The 16,875-nt window shown below is 46.8% G+C and carries 14 protein-coding genes and 3 tRNA genes; 11 read left to right on the forward strand and 6 right to left on the reverse strand.

Annotation, left to right across the window (positions count from 1 at the left end; all coding sequences use genetic code 11):
• The first annotated feature begins 9 nt into the window (after nt 1–9).
• The 8 genes from ispG to BMX05_RS05960 all read left to right on the forward strand — a co-directional run bounded on the left by ispG (nt 10) and on the right by BMX05_RS05960 (nt 7,652).
• Entirely contained in the window at nt 10–1,107 is a 1,098-nt protein-coding gene (ispG, locus tag BMX05_RS05925; protein WP_218138992.1) for a flavodoxin-dependent (E)-4-hydroxy-3-methylbut-2-enyl-diphosphate synthase, read from the forward strand.
• A 60-nt stretch (nt 1,108–1,167) separates the two neighbouring features.
• Nucleotides 1,168–2,451 carry a histidine--tRNA ligase gene (gene hisS / locus BMX05_RS05930; protein ID WP_093309046.1) on the forward strand — a complete coding sequence of 428 codons (1,284 nt, stop codon included), beginning with the start codon at nt 1,168–1,170 and terminating at the stop codon, nt 2,449–2,451.
• Between the two features lie 30 nt (nt 2,452–2,481).
• Nucleotides 2,482–3,132: a YfgM family protein gene (locus BMX05_RS05935; RefSeq protein WP_093309047.1), complete on the forward strand. Its 651-nt coding sequence runs from the start codon at nt 2,482–2,484 to the stop codon at nt 3,130–3,132.
• Nucleotides 3,133–3,186: 54 nt separating this feature from the next.
• Nucleotides 3,187–4,335 (forward strand): outer membrane protein assembly factor BamB, encoded by a 1,149-nt coding sequence (gene bamB / locus BMX05_RS05940; protein WP_093309048.1) that lies wholly within the window; start codon nt 3,187–3,189, stop codon nt 4,333–4,335.
• Nucleotides 4,336–4,450: 115 nt separating this feature from the next.
• A complete protein-coding gene (gene der, locus BMX05_RS05945; RefSeq protein WP_093309049.1) occupies nt 4,451–5,974 on the forward strand; it encodes a ribosome biogenesis GTPase Der in 1,524 nt (507 codons plus the stop codon).
• 21 nt (nt 5,975–5,995) lie between these two features.
• Complete coding sequence (locus tag BMX05_RS05950; RefSeq protein ID WP_093309050.1) at nt 5,996–6,664, forward strand: HAD-IA family hydrolase; 669 nt, start codon at nt 5,996–5,998, stop codon at nt 6,662–6,664.
• A gap of 1 nt (nt 6,665) precedes the next feature.
• Nucleotides 6,666–7,058, forward strand: a complete 393-nt coding sequence (locus tag BMX05_RS05955) for an RNA-binding S4 domain-containing protein (RefSeq protein WP_093309051.1) — start codon at nt 6,666–6,668, stop codon at nt 7,056–7,058.
• 69 nt (nt 7,059–7,127) lie between these two features.
• The gene (locus BMX05_RS05960; protein WP_093309052.1) at nt 7,128–7,652 is read left to right on the forward strand and encodes a HugZ family pyridoxamine 5'-phosphate oxidase; all 525 of its coding nucleotides are present in this window, start codon (nt 7,128–7,130) and stop codon (nt 7,650–7,652) included.
• Nucleotides 7,653–7,662: 10 nt separating this feature from the next.
• Here the strand turns inward: BMX05_RS05960 and BMX05_RS05965 are convergent, their stop codons facing one another.
• On the reverse strand, nt 7,663–7,956 hold the full coding sequence (locus BMX05_RS05965) for an Rdx family protein (RefSeq protein WP_093309053.1): 294 nt from the start codon (nt 7,954–7,956) through the stop codon (nt 7,663–7,665).
• 402 nt (nt 7,957–8,358) lie between these two features.
• Between BMX05_RS05965 and BMX05_RS05970 the strand changes: the two genes are divergently transcribed.
• Nucleotides 8,359–8,832, forward strand: coding sequence for an Rrf2 family transcriptional regulator (locus BMX05_RS05970; protein ID WP_093309054.1), 474 nt, complete (start codon nt 8,359–8,361; stop codon nt 8,830–8,832).
• Nucleotides 8,833–8,887: 55 nt separating this feature from the next.
• Here BMX05_RS05970 and BMX05_RS05975 read toward each other — a convergent pair whose 3' ends face one another.
• From BMX05_RS05975 to BMX05_RS05995, 5 genes are all read right to left on the reverse strand, one after another.
• Nucleotides 8,888–10,156 (reverse strand): MgtC/SapB family protein, encoded by a 1,269-nt coding sequence (locus BMX05_RS05975; protein WP_093309055.1) that lies wholly within the window; start codon nt 10,154–10,156, stop codon nt 8,888–8,890.
• A 5-nt stretch (nt 10,157–10,161) separates the two neighbouring features.
• Nucleotides 10,162–12,507 (reverse strand): 1-acyl-sn-glycerol-3-phosphate acyltransferase, encoded by a 2,346-nt coding sequence (locus tag BMX05_RS05980; protein WP_093309056.1) that lies wholly within the window; start codon nt 12,505–12,507, stop codon nt 10,162–10,164.
• Nucleotides 12,508–12,625: 118 nt separating this feature from the next.
• A tRNA-Leu gene (locus BMX05_RS05985) sits at nt 12,626–12,712 on the reverse strand.
• Between the two features lie 50 nt (nt 12,713–12,762).
• Nucleotides 12,763–12,849 (reverse strand) — tRNA-Leu (locus tag BMX05_RS05990).
• A 99-nt stretch (nt 12,850–12,948) separates the two neighbouring features.
• A tRNA-Leu gene (locus BMX05_RS05995) sits at nt 12,949–13,035 on the reverse strand.
• 141 nt (nt 13,036–13,176) lie between these two features.
• Between BMX05_RS05995 and rnr the strand changes: the two genes are divergently transcribed.
• Nucleotides 13,177–15,840: a ribonuclease R gene (gene rnr, locus BMX05_RS06000; RefSeq protein WP_093309057.1), complete on the forward strand. Its 2,664-nt coding sequence runs from the start codon at nt 13,177–13,179 to the stop codon at nt 15,838–15,840.
• A 15-nt stretch (nt 15,841–15,855) separates the two neighbouring features.
• A complete protein-coding gene (rlmB, locus tag BMX05_RS06005) occupies nt 15,856–16,740 on the forward strand; it encodes a 23S rRNA (guanosine(2251)-2'-O)-methyltransferase RlmB (protein ID WP_245710456.1) in 885 nt (294 codons plus the stop codon).
• Nucleotides 16,741–16,875 lie beyond the last annotated feature (135 nt).

A 16,875-nucleotide genomic window follows, 5' to 3' on the forward strand; every position in this document is an offset into this window, starting at 1 on the left:
GAGCTGAGTATGCAAACTCCATCTCCTATCAAACGACGTCAATCGCGTAAAATTTATGTCGGAAAGGTGCCTGTTGGTGGCGATGCCCCTATTAGTGTGCAAAGTATGACCAACACGGAAACATGCGATGTGCCAGCGACAGTGGCGCAAATCCGCAGTCTTGAACAAGCTGGTGCGGATATTGTGCGGGTTTCTGTACCAACTTTAGACGCTGCAGAAGCCTTCGGCAAGATTCGCCAACAGGTGGAAGTTCCTTTGGTGGCAGATATCCACTTTGATTATAAAATTGCCTTGCGTGTCGCTGAGTTAGGCGTGGACTGTCTGCGTATTAATCCCGGTAATATTGGCCGTGAAGATAGAGTCCGTTCTGTTGTAAGTGCCGCTCGCGATTGCAATATACCTATTCGTATTGGTGTCAATGCTGGTTCTTTAGAAAAAGATTTACAAAAAAAATATGGTGAACCAACCCCCCAAGCTTTGGTTGAGTCCGCCATGCGTCATATTGATATTTTAGATCGCTTGGACTTTCAAAATTACAAGTTAAGCCTTAAAGCGTCTGATATTTTTATGACGGTAGCCGCTTATCGGCAAATTGCCTCGCAAATCGAGCAACCCTTACATTTGGGAATTACGGAAGCCGGTGGTTTACGTTCAGGCACAGTCAAGTCTGCGGTGGGCTTGGGCCTACTCTTGATGGAAGGGATTGGTGATACTTTGCGCATCTCTTTAGCAGCAGACCCTGTAGAAGAAGTGAAAGTCGGCTTTGATTTACTCAAAAGTTTACGCTTGCGTAGTCGTGGGATCAATTTTATTGCTTGCCCAAGTTGTTCACGCCAAAATTTTGATGTGATTTCTGTAGTCAATGCGTTAGAAACCCGTCTGGAAGATGTACGCACGGCTTTAGATGTTGCCATTATTGGTTGTGTTGTCAACGGCCCTGGAGAAGCACGCGAAGCTCATATTGGTCTCACCGGTGGGACACCGAATTTGATTTATGCCCAAGGGCAGCCTGAATCTAAGGTGGATAATGCAGCACTTTTAGACACGCTAGAGGCGCGCATTCGCAAACAGGTAGCGCAACAAGACGCCTTGATCGCCAAAGGTTAACCCTCTATTGAGACAGCCTTTGACAATTTACAGTGATTTGATTGCTTGGAGAATCTAGTTTTGGCACAAAAAGTACAAGCCATTCGCGGTATGAATGATATTTTGCCTGAACAGTCTGCGCGTTGGCAGTATTTGGAAACGAAAGTCAGTGACTTGGTTGCACGGTATGGCTATCGTGAAATACGCATGCCTGTTTTAGAGCAGACGGCTTTATTTAAACGCTCTATTGGTGAAGTTACCGATATTGTCGAAAAAGAAATGTATACCTTTGAAGATCGTAATGGTGAAAGCCTTACCCTGCGTCCAGAAGGTACCGCTAGCTGTGTGCGTGCCTGTGAGCAACACGGCCTTTTATATAACCAAACGCAACGGCTTTGGTATATGGGGCCTATGTTTCGTTACGAACGCCCACAAAAAGGCCGCTATCGTCAGTTTCATCAGATCGGGGTAGAAACCTTTGGCTTACAAGGGCCAGATGTTGATGTGGAATTGATCTTAATGAGTGCACGTTTATGGCAAGAACTCGGTATTAGCCAAGCCCTAACTTTAGAGCTCAATACCTTGGGTTCAGCAGAGGCTCGCCAAGCATATAAAACGGCACTTGTCGCTTATTTAACCCAACACCTTGCTGCCTTGGATGAAGATAGCCAAAAGCGCCTGCATACCAATCCACTGCGGATTTTAGATTCTAAAATTGCCAGCACCCAAGCGCTTTTAGATCAAGCGCCTAACTTTCATGATTATCTTGATGAAGAAAGTTTAAGCCATTTTAAAGGCTTATGTTCGTTATTGGATGCCGCTGGGATTCAATATGTGATCAATCCGCGCTTGGTACGTGGACTGGACTACTACGGCAAAACCGTTTTTGAATGGACAACGCAAGCCCTTGGTGCGCAAGGGACGGTATGTGCTGGTGGGCGTTATGATGGTTTGGTTGAACAATTGGGTGGGCGTGCAACCCCTGCAGTTGGTTTTGCGATGGGGGTTGAGCGTTTGCTCCTATTGTTAGACACTTTGGCAGCTTTTCCAGCACACTTAGATCGACATTTGGATGTTTATCTGGTGGCAGTTGGTGCTGGAATAGATGAACATGCATTTTTGCTTGCAGAGCGTCTACGTAGCGAAGTGCCCAGCTTGCGTATCCAAACCCATTGTGGTGGTGGCAGTTTCAAAAATCAATTAAAGAAAGCCGATCGCAGTGGTGCGCAAATCGCCTTGATTTTAGGTGAGCAGGAGGTGGCCGAAGGTGTGGTCAATATTAAACCTTTGCGTCATCAAACAGAGCAAGAGACCCTTGCTGTTAGCGAAGTCGCTGCCTATTTACAACAAGCTTTGCGCCCCTAATCACAGCAGGATAAGCAAAACAGGATTAATATGCGTACCGAAGAAGAACAGTTAGAAGCCATCAAGCATTGGTGGAATACGCAAGGCAAATCTTGGGCCTTGATTATTGCTATTGGTGTTGGTGCTGGCATGGCGTGGCGTGGCTATCAAGATTGGCAAGTTGGCAAGTTGGAAACGGCCTCGGATGCTTATCAACAGGTGATCAGCCAGCTCAATGCAGGTCAGTCTTTAGACGACCTGAAAGAACAAACACAGGCCATTTTAACTGACTACCCAAACAGCCTATATGCAGATCAAATTTTGCTTTTACAAGCACAAGCGGCTGTGACTCAGGATGATTTAGCAACAGCACAACAAAGGCTACAAGCTGTGCAGGCTTCTAGTCAAAATCCTTTAATCAAGGAAGTTGCTATCTTAAGACAAGCGCGTATCTTGGCAGCACAAGAGAACACAAGTGGTGCGTTGCAACTATTGGAAGGCGTGAAGCTGGAAGCTTTACAGATAGAACGTTTCGCCATTCAAGGAGATATTTTGCTTGCACAAGGTGATTCGCAAGGTGCTTACACAGCCTATAGTAAAGCGCTTGAATATCCCAATGCACAAAATACGCACCCTTGGCTGTCGATTAAGCGTGATAATTTGACGCCGCCAGTCACTGAAAGCGCCACCCCTGCGGCCTAATCCTCGACTTGGCCTAGTTGCGATAACTAGGCGTGAAAGCTGGAGTTTATCCTTATGCGTAATCTGATCCTAGGTACTGGTCTACTGATGCTACTCGGTGGCTGTGCATCAACACCTGAACCTGAATACCCACCGACCCCGCTGGCAAAAATTCAGGCAGAATGGCAGCTCGATTTACAAGAAAGCTGGCAAACGCAAGGGAGCCAAGGGCGGGGCTATGTGCACCAAATGGCCTTATATGCGGATGCTTTGTATGCTGCGGATGCACAGGGGCAGGTGTATGCTTGGGATCTTGCGCAAGGGCAAAAAATTTGGGTACAGGATTTACAAACACCTATTAGCAGTGGTGTGTATGCCGATGCCCAACAAGTTTTTGTAGTTTCTGCAGATGGCCAGTTGTACGCGCTAAACCCACAAACAGGCGCCACTGATTGGCAAACGGCACTTAAGGCTGAGGTCTTAGGTGCACCACAAGCAAATGCAGATTTAGTTGTGGTACAAAGTGTCTCTGGTGATGTTTGGGCGTTTAAACGTCTCACAGGTAAATTAGCTTGGCATCATAGTGAACAAGCGAGCCGCCTGAGTTTGCGTGCTGAACGTACGCCTTTAGTGACCAACCTACTCACTTATGTTGGTACGCCTGAAGGTAAATTACTGGCTTTAGATAATCGTAATGGTTATGTACGCTGGGATGTACGTATTAGCTGGCCACAAGGACGCACAGATATTGAGAAAATGACAGATATCAGTGGACAGCCGCAACTCAGTCAAGGCACTTTATATACCACAGGTTACCGAGGTAAAGTGGCCGCCGTTGATCCTTTGACCGGTGAACCGCGTTGGGCAGTGGAAGCCTCGAGTTATTTAAGTGCAGCCGTTGACTCAGGTACCCTAGTGTATGTTAACGAAGCCGGTCATCTAGTTGCTTTGGATGCTTATTCTGGGCGTACTTTATGGATTCAAGATCAATTAAGCGGACGTGGTCTAAGTGCGCCAGTTTTCCTCGACAGTGGGCATCTTGCTGTTGGTGATTACCAAGGGTATCTCCATGTCCTTGCGACAGAAGATGGACGCCTTGTCGCACGTGCGCAACAAGCGGATGCGCCCATTCAGGCCCCTTTATTACGCTGGAAAGATCAAGTGATCAGCCTGTCGACTGAAGGTGATTTGCATCTTTGGAAATTCGCAACAAACCAACCTTAACGTCTGCCCCTTGTGTGGCACGCGCTGAATGATTGTAAGGCAAACTCAAACATGACGAGTTTGCCTTTTTCAGTCTAAGCACAAATACAGTTTAAGTACGAACGAGATCAAGATAATGAATCCGGTTATTGCCCTAGTTGGGCGCCCTAATGTGGGCAAATCTACCTTATTTAACCGCTTAACACGCACCCGTGATGCGCTGGTTGCTGATTTACCCGGTTTAACCCGTGATCGCAAATATGGTGAAGGCCGTGTTGGTGGGATTCCCTATTTACTGATTGATACCGGTGGTATTAGTGGGGATGAGCAAGGTATAGACGCTTTGATGGCAGGCCAATCTTTACTCGCCATTCAAGAAGCAGATGCCGTGTTATTTTTAGTGGATGCACGTGCAGGCATGACAGCAGCAGACGAGATGATTGCGCAACATTTACGTCAGCAAGGTAAACAAGCTTGGGTACTAGTCAATAAAACGGACGGCTTGGATGCAGATACTTACAGTGCTGAGTTTTACGCACTAGGCCTTGGCGAGCCTGTAGCGATTGCGGCTGCGCATGGGCGCGGTGTGACCCAAATGATTCAAAACGTTTTGTTAGATTTGCGCCCAGAAGCCATGGCAGAAGTGCTAGCGCAAGCGCAAGCAGAATCTTTGTATACGAGTAAACGCAAAGCACAAGCCTTGGCAGAACAAGCTCAACCAGAGATGGATGCAGCGGCAGATCCTTTTAAACGTGAACTCAATCTTGATGAAGAGCAAATTCGCATCAGTGTAGTTGGACGCCCGAATGTCGGTAAATCCACGCTCATTAATCGTATCTTGGGTGAAGAACGTGTGGTTGTTTTTGATCAGCCGGGTACGACAAGGGATGCGATAGAAATCCCTTATGAACGTGATGAACGCAAATATTTACTTGTGGATACTGCAGGGATTCGGCGGCGTAAATATGTTTCTGAGGTTGCGGAGAAATTCTCGATTATCAAAACCTTGCAGGCCGTGCGTGATAGTCATGTTTCTGTGATGGTGATAGATGCACGGGTTGGTTTAGTAGAGCAAGACTTGCATCTACTCGATTTTATTCTTGAATCAGGACGTGCCCTAGTGATTGCCGTCAACAAGTGGGATGGTATGACCCCAGAAGCACGCCAAGAACTCAAGCAAGATATTGAACGTCGTTTGGGCTTTGTTGAGTATGCGGATATTCACTTTATCTCTGCACTACATGGCACCAATGTTGGCCACTTATATGCTTCCATCGATCAGGCATTTCGTAGTGCCTTCTCTCGCTGGAGTACCAATCGTTTAACCCGTTTGCTCGAAGATGTTGTCCAAGAACATCAACCACCGTTAGTCAAAGGGCGGCGGATTAAACTGAGATATGCACACCAAGGTGGCCTAAATCCGCCCTTAATTGTGGTACACGGTAATCAAACCCAAGTGCTTGCCGATAGTTATAAGAGGTATTTAATGAATACCTTCCGTAAGATTTTAAAAATCAAAGGAACACCTTTGCGTTTTGAATTCCGCAGTGGTGATAATCCCTTCGATCCACAAGTCAAAGATAGCCGAGACGCGGCCAAAAAACGTCAGCTTAAGCGCACTGCTGAAGCTCGCGCAGAACGCCGTGCACGTCGTAAATAATCCGTTTTAGGAGACAAATTCATGCTGGAATGGCACAAAATTCAAGACGTTTTACTCGATATGGATGGCACCTTATTAGACTTGCATTTTGATAGCCATTTCTGGCTGGAGCACTTACCACGTCGCTATGCACAGCTACATCAACTTGAGGCTGCACAAGCACATTCATCTGTCATTCAACGTTTGATGGCAAAAAAAGGGCAACTGGCTTGGTATGATTTAAGTTATTGGAGTCGTGAATTTAATGTAGATATTCTGGCTTTAAAACGCGAGGTGCAACACCTGATTGGCTTTCGTAGCGATGCCTTAGATTTTCTGCGCTGGTTGCAAGAGGCCCATCCGAGAGTGACGCTAGCGACCAATGCGGATCGGCAGAGTTTAGCGCTCAAGCTAGAGTTAGTGGATTTACAGCCTTATGTTGACCATGTGGTGAGCTCAGCAGATCTAGGTGTTGCCAAAGAAGCGCCTGAGTTTTGGCACGCATTGCAAACCCAAATTGGTTTTGATCCTCAGCATACCTTACTGATTGATGATAACGAAGACGTGCTTGCCAGCGCGCAAGCCTTTGGTATTCGCTATTTGCTTACCATCGCACAGCCCGATATGCGTTCACCAAAACGCGAACTAAGCGAATACCCAGCAGTGCATGCCTTTGCTAGCTTACTGCCACAGAGAACACAAGGTGATTAAAATGAGCACTAAAGTCCGTTTAGATAAATGGCTCTGGGCCGCACGCTTTTTTAAGACACGCACCCTTGCTAAAGCAGCCATTGAAGGTGGCAAAGTACGCTACCAAGGCAACAGAACCAAGCCAAGCAAGGAAGTGGAAATTGGGGCTTTATTGCACCTCCCTCAAGGTTGGGACCAGCTTGAAGTAGAAATATTGGCTGTTAGTGAACAAAGACGCTCAGCAACAGAGGCACAAACCCTGTATCAAGAGACGCCTGCAAGCCAACAAAAGCGTCAACAGGCAGCACAGCAAAGGCGTCTAGCTCGTGAGTTAGGGCTGGCACCAGAAACAAGTCAGCGCCCTAATAAAAAACAGCGTCGCCAATTGGAACAATGGCAACAGCAAACACCTTAATATTTTGTTATCTGTCGCGATTGAAGCGGGAGTTCACTTTATTTTATTTTGCCATGGCTGAGGTCTCGCATGGAACCGACACAAACCACTACGGAAATGAGCAAAACACCCGATGACAATCTCCTTGATAAGGTTGATAGCTTGCTGGCAAATGTCCAAAGCCTGCAGCTGGCAACACTGGGTGAAGGACAATTGCCTTGGGTCAGCTACACGCCTTTTGTCGCTGAAAGTCGCGGTTGTTTTTATATTTTTATTAGTGAGTTGGCACAACATACTCGAAACTTATTGAAATCCCCGCATGTTTCTTGGATGTTGATTGCAGACGAAAGCGCCAGTAAACAAATTTATGCACGCGAGCGTTTGATTTACCAAGGGATAGCTACTGCGATTGCACAAGAGGATGCCGTTTACGGTCGCCAGCTCGATGCATTACGCGAACGCCACGGCACCTTGGTTTCTATGTTGCGTCAGTTACCAGATTTTTATTTATTTCGATTAGATGCACACCAGATCCATTATGTACAAGGCTTTGGCAAGGCTTTTGATTTGCAAGGATCTGACTGGTCAAAATGGCAACAAAATACAGGTAAATGAGTTGGTGTTTCTACCGATCTAAATGCCCAAGGAAGCGTTCTGGATCCAGCAGATCCCGTACTTTTTGCTTGAGGGCTTTAATCGGTGGAAACCCCTGATCACGACGACGGCACCAAATCAATACAGGGACATCCTCGCCTTGCTGATAGTAAATAGCAAAAGTCCCCCCACTTTTTGGAGCTAAAGCGACACTTTCAAGATCGTCGGCAAAGGTAGATAAGAGTTCCTGTGCCATCCAAGCTGCACGTAATAACCATTGGCATTGACAACAATAGTGAATTTCAATTTTTGCCTTAGGTCTCATAGTCGCAGTAGTCTCTGGCTGCGTAGATACGTATGTTTGCATTTCTTTTACGTTTTCCCCTCTAAAAGACTCAGTGTTGAGTAAAAAGACAACATCTATGTAAACTTTTTACTGCTTTGCATACAAAATCATGCTGTTCGATGGCCACTTTTAGCGATATGATAACTAAAGTTGTAGCCTAAATCCCTGTTCTAGATATATAGGCGTTTACTCTGATTTTTTGCTATTACAGGATGCTAGTTTATGATTTTTTTATATCTATCTAAAAATCTATTGGCGAATAAAAATCAAGTTAACCGAGGTACACTTGAATTTGAGCACCCCCAAGCCTTCTTATTTGAGAAACTTGACGGGATTAGGTAGCAACATATTTTGCACACCCTAAATGGAGGAAGCTTAGGTATGCAACTCACCCGACAAACAGATTACGCGGTGCGCGTATTAATGTTTCTGGGTATCCAAAAATCTGATGAGTTAGTCACCATCAGTGATATTGCCCAGCACTTTGATATCTCGCGTAATCACTTAATGAAGATTGTCCACAAATTGGGACAAATGGATTATATCCAAACGGTACGCGGTAAATACGGTGGTTTACGTTTAGAGCGTGAAGCCCAAACTATTAACTTAGGCCAAGTGATCCGTGATTTTGAAACCAGCTTAGACATTGTCAATTGTAATAAGCTTTATTGTCCTTTAACGGGTGCGTGTGAACTTAAACCTATTTTAGCGCGTGCACGCGAAGCTTTTTTACAGGTGGTTGACGAGTATACTTTGCAGGATTTATTGCGTAATCCTCAAGATATGCGAGTGCTTTTAAATCTCGATGCCTCTTTTGATGAAGTCTTACCGCTACAAATTATGGATGCGTCTTAATCATGCGGTAACTTGCTTGCCATCCCCCCAATTTGGGGGGATAACCTGTTGACACTTAGAAACTCAACCACCAAGCGGCCAGTAAACCACTCACCACGGCTAAAAATAAGGGGATAGACACTCTTTGTACTAAACCTTTCCCACCTAAAACCCCTGCCATAGAGGCTTTGAGCAAGGAATTCACTGAAGCTGCAATCACAATCCCTAGCACAGCAATATCTAGCCCTAAACCACCATCACGGCTCATGCGTGATAAGGATAAGTTGATAGGATCAACATCCGCTACGCCAGATGCTGCAGCCACTAATAAAATCCCTGCCTCGCCCAACCAAAGTTGCAACCCTTGCGAGAGTAATAAAATCCCTGCTAGCAAGGCACCAAACATAAGTGCAGAGGTGAGAGATAAAGGATTTGCAGGGCGTTTCACATCCGTAATCAAAGTTTGGCTACCTGTCCACCAATAGAAAATGGCAGGTAAATAGACAAAGGCCCCCATCAAGAGCATGGGCATGGCTAAGGAGGCGGATAACTCAGGATTAATCACACTGGCGACTAATAACACACGTGGGAACATGGTGCCGCAGGCAAATAAAATGCCACCGGCTAAAATTGGGTGTAGGCGTTCATCTTCACGCGCAAGTCGCGCAAATTGTAATGTCAAGGCGGTAGAAGAAACCAAACCAGCAAATAAAGCGGTTGCCATCAGTCCGCGCTGAGCACCAGCAAATTTCATGGCGAAATAACCAACAAAAGAAATGCTGGAAATCAACACCACCATCCACCAAATTTCGTAAGGGTTGAGTGCCTGCCAAGGCCCCATACCACGATCAGGCAAGATGGGCAAAATCACCACGGAAATCAAAAGAAGCTCTAAAGCGGCCCATAACTCTTGGCGCTCGATCAACCATAACCAGCGGTGCAATACAGTTTTTAATGCTAAAACTAAAGTCGCAACTACGGCCGTGGCTGATGCTTCCATCACATAGCCTAAAGCGGCCAGACTGCCTAAAGCAAAGGTGAGTAAGGCGGAAATTAAGGAAGTGACACTGATATCTTTGGTATGGTGTGGGTTATGTTGATAGGCCATCACTAGCACACCCGCTAATCCTAAAAAAGCCGCGCCTAGCATCCAAGCACCTACATCTTTTGCAATCAACGTGGTGACAGCACCTAATAAACTAATTAAGGCATAAGTACGTAAACCGGCGACCCTTTGGCCATCTTCGCTATGGCGTAACTGCCAACCACGTTCTACGCCGACTAACAAGCCAATTGCCAAGGCCACACCGAGTAATCCTAGATCTTGATTGAGTGTCTCTTGCATCTGTATTAACCTCCATGGGCATCAAGCAAAGCCTGAACATGCTGTCGCAGTGCGCGACGTTGCTTTCTGGTGAGAATCCCTGAAAATTGCAAACAACCTCTTAAGCTGAAGTAACCATACTGTGCGACGGTTGCTTGTATCTGTTGTGCTTGCTGTTGTAGCAAGTACGCATCCCCATAATCCACCCAAGGCCCGTGTATTTTTTGTGCCCAAGCACGTGCAGCTTGCAAGGCGAAGGCTTGGGCTTGTTGTTGATCTTTGGGATAGTTTTGAGAAGCGATTAACAACAAATAAAAGCGTATCCAAGTGGCATACACTAACCCCTGCAAACTTTGCCCAATCACTTGATGCGCATCAGTGACTAAAAGCTGATAATCTTGTGCTTGCTGGTTGATCCAAGGACAAGCAGCCACAGTTGAGCGAAGTGTTTGCAGCTTCAACGGTGGCAAAGGCCATTCTGCTTGCAAATGAGGCCAAAGCTTTTCTAAGGCTGCTAAAGTCGCCAATTCGCTTGCTTGCCCCCCTTGGCTGTGTAAATACAACCAAAGATGAGCACGGAGAAGATGTTGCGGCGCCAGCGCATTTTTGTGATATGCCAGCCTTTGATAGAGATCGGTATCAGGTAGAGTGTAGGAGATAGGATGCAAACTTGCTTGGCAGGCATCTTGATAGCTAGTTTTGGCATACTGAGGATACCAGCCTCGGTAATCATCCCACACAATATCAAGTTGTGTTGGCGTTAATTGGCTTGCCTGCGTATAAGTGAAGCTTGTCCATACCAGTGCAAGTAAATCAATGGCTTGTGCTTGAGTCGCGGCTGCAATTCCCAAACGTAGCTCATCCCCCAAACGCTGGAGACTGGCCGACCAAAAGGCAGGCACGCTGTCCTCAGGAATACCTTGACCTTTGTAAGCACGCCACTCGGGAGTTTGCTGTTGCAAAAATGCATCCAGCACCAGAGGTTGGCCAAAACTCACTTGGACTTGTCCTAAAGGGGGGCGCAAGCGCATCACACTCGCCAATAAATGGGGTAAGGATTCTTTGCGCTTAGGTAAACCCTGCAATTGTTGTAAATAAGCAGGCAATTCGAACACACTTTCATACCCGATATACACGGGTATAAAAGCAAGTGGGCGCTTTGGTTTGAGTAAAGCAGCACGCACACACATAGACACTAATCCCAAACGTGGAGTTAATAAACGTCCATTGCGGGAACGCCCTCCCTCGATGAAAAATTCTATTGGCTGACCGCGCGCTAGTAGGCTGGTTAAATAAGCAGCAAAGACTTGTGGATAGGTACCCTGCTGACGGAAACTACGCCGCATAAAAAAGGCACCACCACGTCTTAATAACGGACCAAGGAGAGGAATATTAAGATTCACGCCAGCCGCTACATAAGGCACCGCCAACCCTTGATGAAACAACACATAAGATAAAAGTAAATAATCAATGTGGCTGCGATGGCAAGGCACATATACAAGAGTGTGTGAGGCAGCCAGTGACGGTAAATCTTGTGCGCCTTGTATCTCAATACCTTGGTAAGCTGTTTGCCATAACCAAGTTAAACTGGTTTCAAAACGCCGAATCCATGGCCAGCTTAAAGCCGCGCGAATCTCGGTAAAATAATGCTGTAGTTTTTTTTGAACTAATTCGGGGGTACTTGCATGCAAGGCCAAATCGGCTTGCAAAGGTGGATAAGTGAGAATTTGCGATAAACTACGGGCCGTATCGGGCGCAGGTGCACCCAATAGCTGGCGGCGCATTAAGTGAAATTGCCAACGACAAAAGCGCCCTAAGCGCCCGACTTCCGCAATAATATCGGCATTTTGCGTTAACTTAAGCGGCCAAGGACGTCCCCACTGCACATATAAACGTCGACCACTGCTGTGTTGAAGGCGCATCCAGGAAAAATGGGCATATGTATACCTAAGCAAAGGAGCAGGCCAGCTAGCTAACGCATTGGCATTACGTCCCCAATGCAGATGCACACTTTGGACACTCACTTTCACTTGCGGATGTGCTTGGATCCATTGCAACAGCGCGCGCCATTGTTTTAAATCTTGCTGCTGATAGGACAAAACGTAAGCGATCTGGGATGCGTGTGGGTCTAGATCTTGTGTTTGCGTACAAGGTGTCAGCCCTGTCATTTGTTGGCACAGCTTGGCTAAAATCGGCAAATTGCTGCAAGGATCCAGCCCAACATAGAGGTGCAAATGACAGCAGGGACTCTCTGCAGAAAGCGGCAGTGTTTTGCTCGGCGTATAAGCATAATGTGTGATCGACCAACGATGAACCACGCGATGTGCACGCCAAGCGGCGATTCGATGTGCAAATGAGGAGAAAAATTTCATGCAAACAGGCACCCTAGCCAAACGGATAAACGGGAATCTTGTATTGCATGATAACAGGCTCGATCAATAAGCCTAGCAGGCTGTTGAGCCAAGGAAATAGAGAGAGATTTTTTGAAGATGGTGCCCAGAAGAGGACTTGAACCTCCACATCCGTACGGATACTAGCACCTGAAGCTAGCGCGTCTACCAATTCCGCCATCTGGGCATACTAGAGCAAATATTCAGTTCGTCAGGCAATTTATCTTAAGATAAATTTGGTGCCCAGAAGAGGACTTGAACCTCCACATCCGTACAGATACTAGCACCTGAAGCTAGCGCGTCTACCAATTCCGCCATCTGGGCTTGTTAGACTGAATACTTGTGACATCAAGGAATTAGACTTCAATACTAGGCACGACACTAAGAAGCAGTTAGACTTCTCACATCGAAACAGAATTAAAGTGGTGCCCAGAAGAGGACTTGAACCTCCACATCCGTACGGATACTAGCACCTGAAGCTAGCGCGTCTACCAATTCCGCCATCTGGGCAACTCGGAGGCGTATTATAGGTAAGTTTGCTACCTATGCAACTTTTTTTTAATCGAAGATGACGCCGAACAAAAGCCTACGTGCCTATCAGCAAGTGCACGCGCACAGAATTTTTGCAAAATAATGGATGAGATCAAATTTATGACAGTGACTTGGCCACTGAATCAAGACCCAGCTGCTGAACGTGAGCAGCAAACTTACACACACCCTGTACCGAGCAGGGAGTACATTTTGGTGGCTTTACAACAAGCAGGTAAACCCCTCACACATAAGCAGCTTTGTACAGGGTTTGGATTGGAAGCGCCTGAAGCAATTGAAGCTTTACGCAGGCGTTTGATGGCCATGTGTCGTGATGCACAACTACTCAGAACACGACGCAAAGCCTTTGGCTTGATTGAACAGATGCATCTGATTCGTGGCCGTGTACAGGCTCACAAAGAGGGTTATGGTTTTGTCTTGCCTATGGATAGCCAAGGGAGAATTGCACCTAAACAAGAGCGCCAAGATTACTATTTATCCCCATATGAGATGCAGCGTTTATTTGATGGGGATGAAGTTTTAATTCAAGACAAAAGTCCGCATTACAACAGTCGTGGACGTCAAGAAGCACGCGTGGTTGAGATTGTTGCGCGTCATACCCAGAAGCTGGTTGGTCACTATTATCAAAAAGAAACCTTTGGGGAAGTAGTGCCTGATCACCCACGGTTACGCCATACCGTGTTAATCCCTGCCGGTGCGAGTTTGGATGCGCTTGATGGTCAAGTGGTTGAAATCAAGCTGCACCGTCAGCCTGACTTTCAGCAAGCCCCTATGGGGGAGGTCATCCAAGTGCTTGGTCATGCGATGGATCCAGGCCTAGAGATTCAAATGGCGTTACGTACTTATGATATCCCTCATACTTTCTCACCAGAGGTCTTGGCACAAGCGGCCAGTTTTGCACAAAACGTTCCCGACCAGATAACCGATGGACGGATTGATTTACGCGATTTGCCGCTAGTGACGATTGATGGTGAGGACGCCAAAGATTTTGATGATGCTGTCTATTGTCAGCGCCAGCCTTCCGGGAGTTGGAAACTCTATGTTGCCATTGCGGATGTTTCTCACTATGTAGAGATGGATTCCCCCTTGGATAAGGAAGCCTATCAAAGAGGTACCTCAGTGTATTTTCCGGGGCAAGTCGTGCCTATGCTCCCTGAAGCCTTATCTAACGGTTTATGCTCGCTTAATCCGCAACAAAATCGCTATGCGCTGGTTTGTGAGATGAATATCAGCGCGCGCGGTAATCTGTCACGTTACCGTTTTTATCGCGCTTTAATACGTTCTCATGCACGCCTGACCTACACTCAGGTGGGCGCATTATTGACCGAGCCAGATTCAGCAAGTGCACAAGATTTCCGCCAAGCTTATCCTAAGCTAGTCAAACCGCTACAGGCTTTACATGCTTTATATCAAATCTTACGTACAGGGCGTGAAGCACGCGGGGCGATTGATTTTGAAACCCAAGAAACCCGCATTGTTTTTGGTGAAGCGCGTAAAATTGAACGCATTATCCCAGTAGAACGTAATGATGCCCACAAGCTCATTGAAGAATGTATGCTATGCGCAAATGTTGCTGCAGCACGTTTTTTGATCAAGCATAAAATCCCAGGCTTGTATCGTGTCCATGAAGGCCCCAAAGCGCAAAAATTAGAAGGTTTGAAAGGTTTTCTTGCAGAGTTAGGCTTAACGCTGGGTGGGGGCGAACAACCCAGCCCGCAGGATTACCAAGCTTTAATGGCGCGTATTAGCGAGCGTCCTGACCGCGAAATTATCCAAAGTATGGTATTGCGTTCTTTATCCCAAGCGGTGTATTCCCCAGAAAATGAAGGCCACTTTGGCTTAGCTTACCCAGCTTATGCGCATTTTACCTCACCGATTCGCCGTTATCCGGATTTGTTAGTACATCGCGCGATTGGCAGTGTGCTTGACTCGCAACGAGCAAGCGCTCATGTATTGCGAGGTGAAAATCAGCCAGTTAAAGCACAGCATCTCAGTTATCCCTATGATTTTGAAACTTTACTTGTGCTAGGCGAGCATGTTTCTATGGCCGAACGCCGTGCGGATGAGGCGACTCGAGATGTGGAAGATTGGCTTAAGTGCGAATATTTAAGTGCTTATATTGGTGAAAGCTTCCCAGGGACAGTCACGACCGTGACAGGGTTTGGGCTTTTTGTACGCCTTGATGCTATCTATGTGGAAGGCTTAATTCACATTTCGAATTTACCCGCAGATTACTATGAATTTAAAGCGGATAAACAACGTCTTGTTGGCGAACATACGCGGCGTAGCTTCCGCCTTGGTGACCATTTACAAGTTCGGGTTGCTAACGTCAACTTGGAAGAGCGCAAAATTGATTTTGACCTCGTACAAAATCCCCTGAGTACTCGCACCAGACGTCCGGCAAAAACACCCATAGCAAGTAAAACACCAACCCCTAAAACACCAAGACGTGCTAATAAAACCACAAATAAGCCAACGCCAAGCGAAACTCCTGCTCAAAAACACACGCAAGCAGCAAGCGCTGAAGAAATTCAGTATCCTTTGCTAATTGACATTTTGGCTGCTGCCGATACGCCGCCAGTAAAGAAAAAGAAGAAAAAACGTCTGGGTAAAAATGAACGCGCGCGTTTAAAAGCCGAAAAAGCTGCCGAGGCCACAAAAGCTCAAGAAGTGCATAAGCCCAAGGCAAGCAAGAAAAAAAAGCCAAAAAAGAAAAAAGCTGAGGCCAAAAAATCTTGCAAGAAAAAAACCAAAAAAGCCCCTTAATCTAGGACATCATCAGTGCACGTGAAAACATCGGTTAGCGGTAAACGCCCACCAAGGCAGGCAAAAGCTCGCCAACATACAGGTAAACATCAAGCCGTTGCAGCAAAACAGGCAGAAAAATCAGCGCCTTGGCGTGAACAAGAGGAAGTGATTTTTGGCATGCATGCGTTGACGGCTTATTTGCAAACGTATGCCCAAAAGGTCCAAGGGCTTTGGGTACAAGAAGGCCGTGAGCAAGAAGCCAAATACCAAGCCTTAATCGCCCAAGTACAACAAGCAGGCGCTAGTGTAACCTTGGTGACTCGCCAGCAAATCGATGCTTGGTTACCTGGGTGTACACATCAAGGTATTGTCGCGGCTTGTCGTGCGCAAGCACCCTTGACGGAAGCAGATCTAGAAACTTGGTTGTTGGCACAGCGTCAGCCTTGGATCTTGGTATTAGATGGGGTCACAGATCCGCATAATCTCGGGGCTTGTTTGCGTACCGCAGAAGCAGCAGGGGTGCAAGCGGTGATTGTGCCCAAGGATAAGAGTGCGCCTGTCAATATGACAGTGCGTAAGGTCGCTTGCGGTGCCGCTGAATTGGTGCCTGTTTTTAGGGTGACTAATCTTGCGCGGACTTTGCGTTTATTAAAGCAATTTCATCTGCAGATTATAGGGACTGCAGGTGAAGCCGAACAAGATATTTATGCCCGTACCCTAGTGCCGGTACAACAAGGTTTGGCCCTAGTGATGGGCGCTGAAGGTAAAGGTATGCGCCGCTTAACCCGTGAAGAGTGTGATCTTTTGGTCAAGCTCCCTATGTGTGGCCAAGTCAGCAGCTTAAATGTTTCTGTAGCCACTGGCGTTTGTTTATATGAGCTCGTGCGCCAGCGACAACTCCTCCAAGCAAGTCATTAACTCCCACTGACACTCCCCGCCCGCCGCGCTTCGCGCTTTAGGCGAGGGTTCTTGAGTCACCCCGAGAACCTTCCTGTTTCGTCACGCCTTCACTAGACAGTGGCTTAGGCCGCTGTCCCCGCTCCAGTCGCTCCA

Origin of the sequence: Allopseudospirillum japonicum (assembly GCF_900108915.1) — a bacterium.
GTDB lineage: Bacteria > Pseudomonadota > Gammaproteobacteria > Pseudomonadales > Halomonadaceae > Pseudospirillum > Pseudospirillum japonicum.

Coding starts and splice junctions, on each gene's coding strand:
- BMX05_RS05955 (WP_093309051.1), top strand. CDS start 6,666: ATGAGCACTAAAGTCCGTTTAGATAAATGGCTCTGGGCCGCACGCTTT.
- BMX05_RS05975 (WP_093309055.1), bottom strand. CDS start 10,156: ATGCAAGAGACACTCAATCAAGATCTAGGATTACTCGGTGTGGCCTTG.
- BMX05_RS05950 (WP_093309050.1), top strand. CDS start 5,996: ATGCTGGAATGGCACAAAATTCAAGACGTTTTACTCGATATGGATGGC.
- BMX05_RS05970 (WP_093309054.1), top strand. CDS start 8,359: ATGCAACTCACCCGACAAACAGATTACGCGGTGCGCGTATTAATGTTT.
- BMX05_RS05980 (WP_093309056.1), bottom strand. CDS start 12,507: ATGAAATTTTTCTCCTCATTTGCACATCGAATCGCCGCTTGGCGTGCA.
- ispG (WP_218138992.1), top strand. CDS start 10: ATGCAAACTCCATCTCCTATCAAACGACGTCAATCGCGTAAAATTTAT.
- BMX05_RS05965 (WP_093309053.1), bottom strand. CDS start 7,956: ATGAGACCTAAGGCAAAAATTGAAATTCACTATTGTTGTCAATGCCAA.
- BMX05_RS05935 (WP_093309047.1), top strand. CDS start 2,482: ATGCGTACCGAAGAAGAACAGTTAGAAGCCATCAAGCATTGGTGGAAT.
- der (WP_093309049.1), top strand. CDS start 4,451: ATGAATCCGGTTATTGCCCTAGTTGGGCGCCCTAATGTGGGCAAATCT.
- rnr (WP_093309057.1), top strand. CDS start 13,177: ATGACAGTGACTTGGCCACTGAATCAAGACCCAGCTGCTGAACGTGAG.
- bamB (WP_093309048.1), top strand. CDS start 3,187: ATGCGTAATCTGATCCTAGGTACTGGTCTACTGATGCTACTCGGTGGC.
- BMX05_RS05960 (WP_093309052.1), top strand. CDS start 7,128: ATGGAACCGACACAAACCACTACGGAAATGAGCAAAACACCCGATGAC.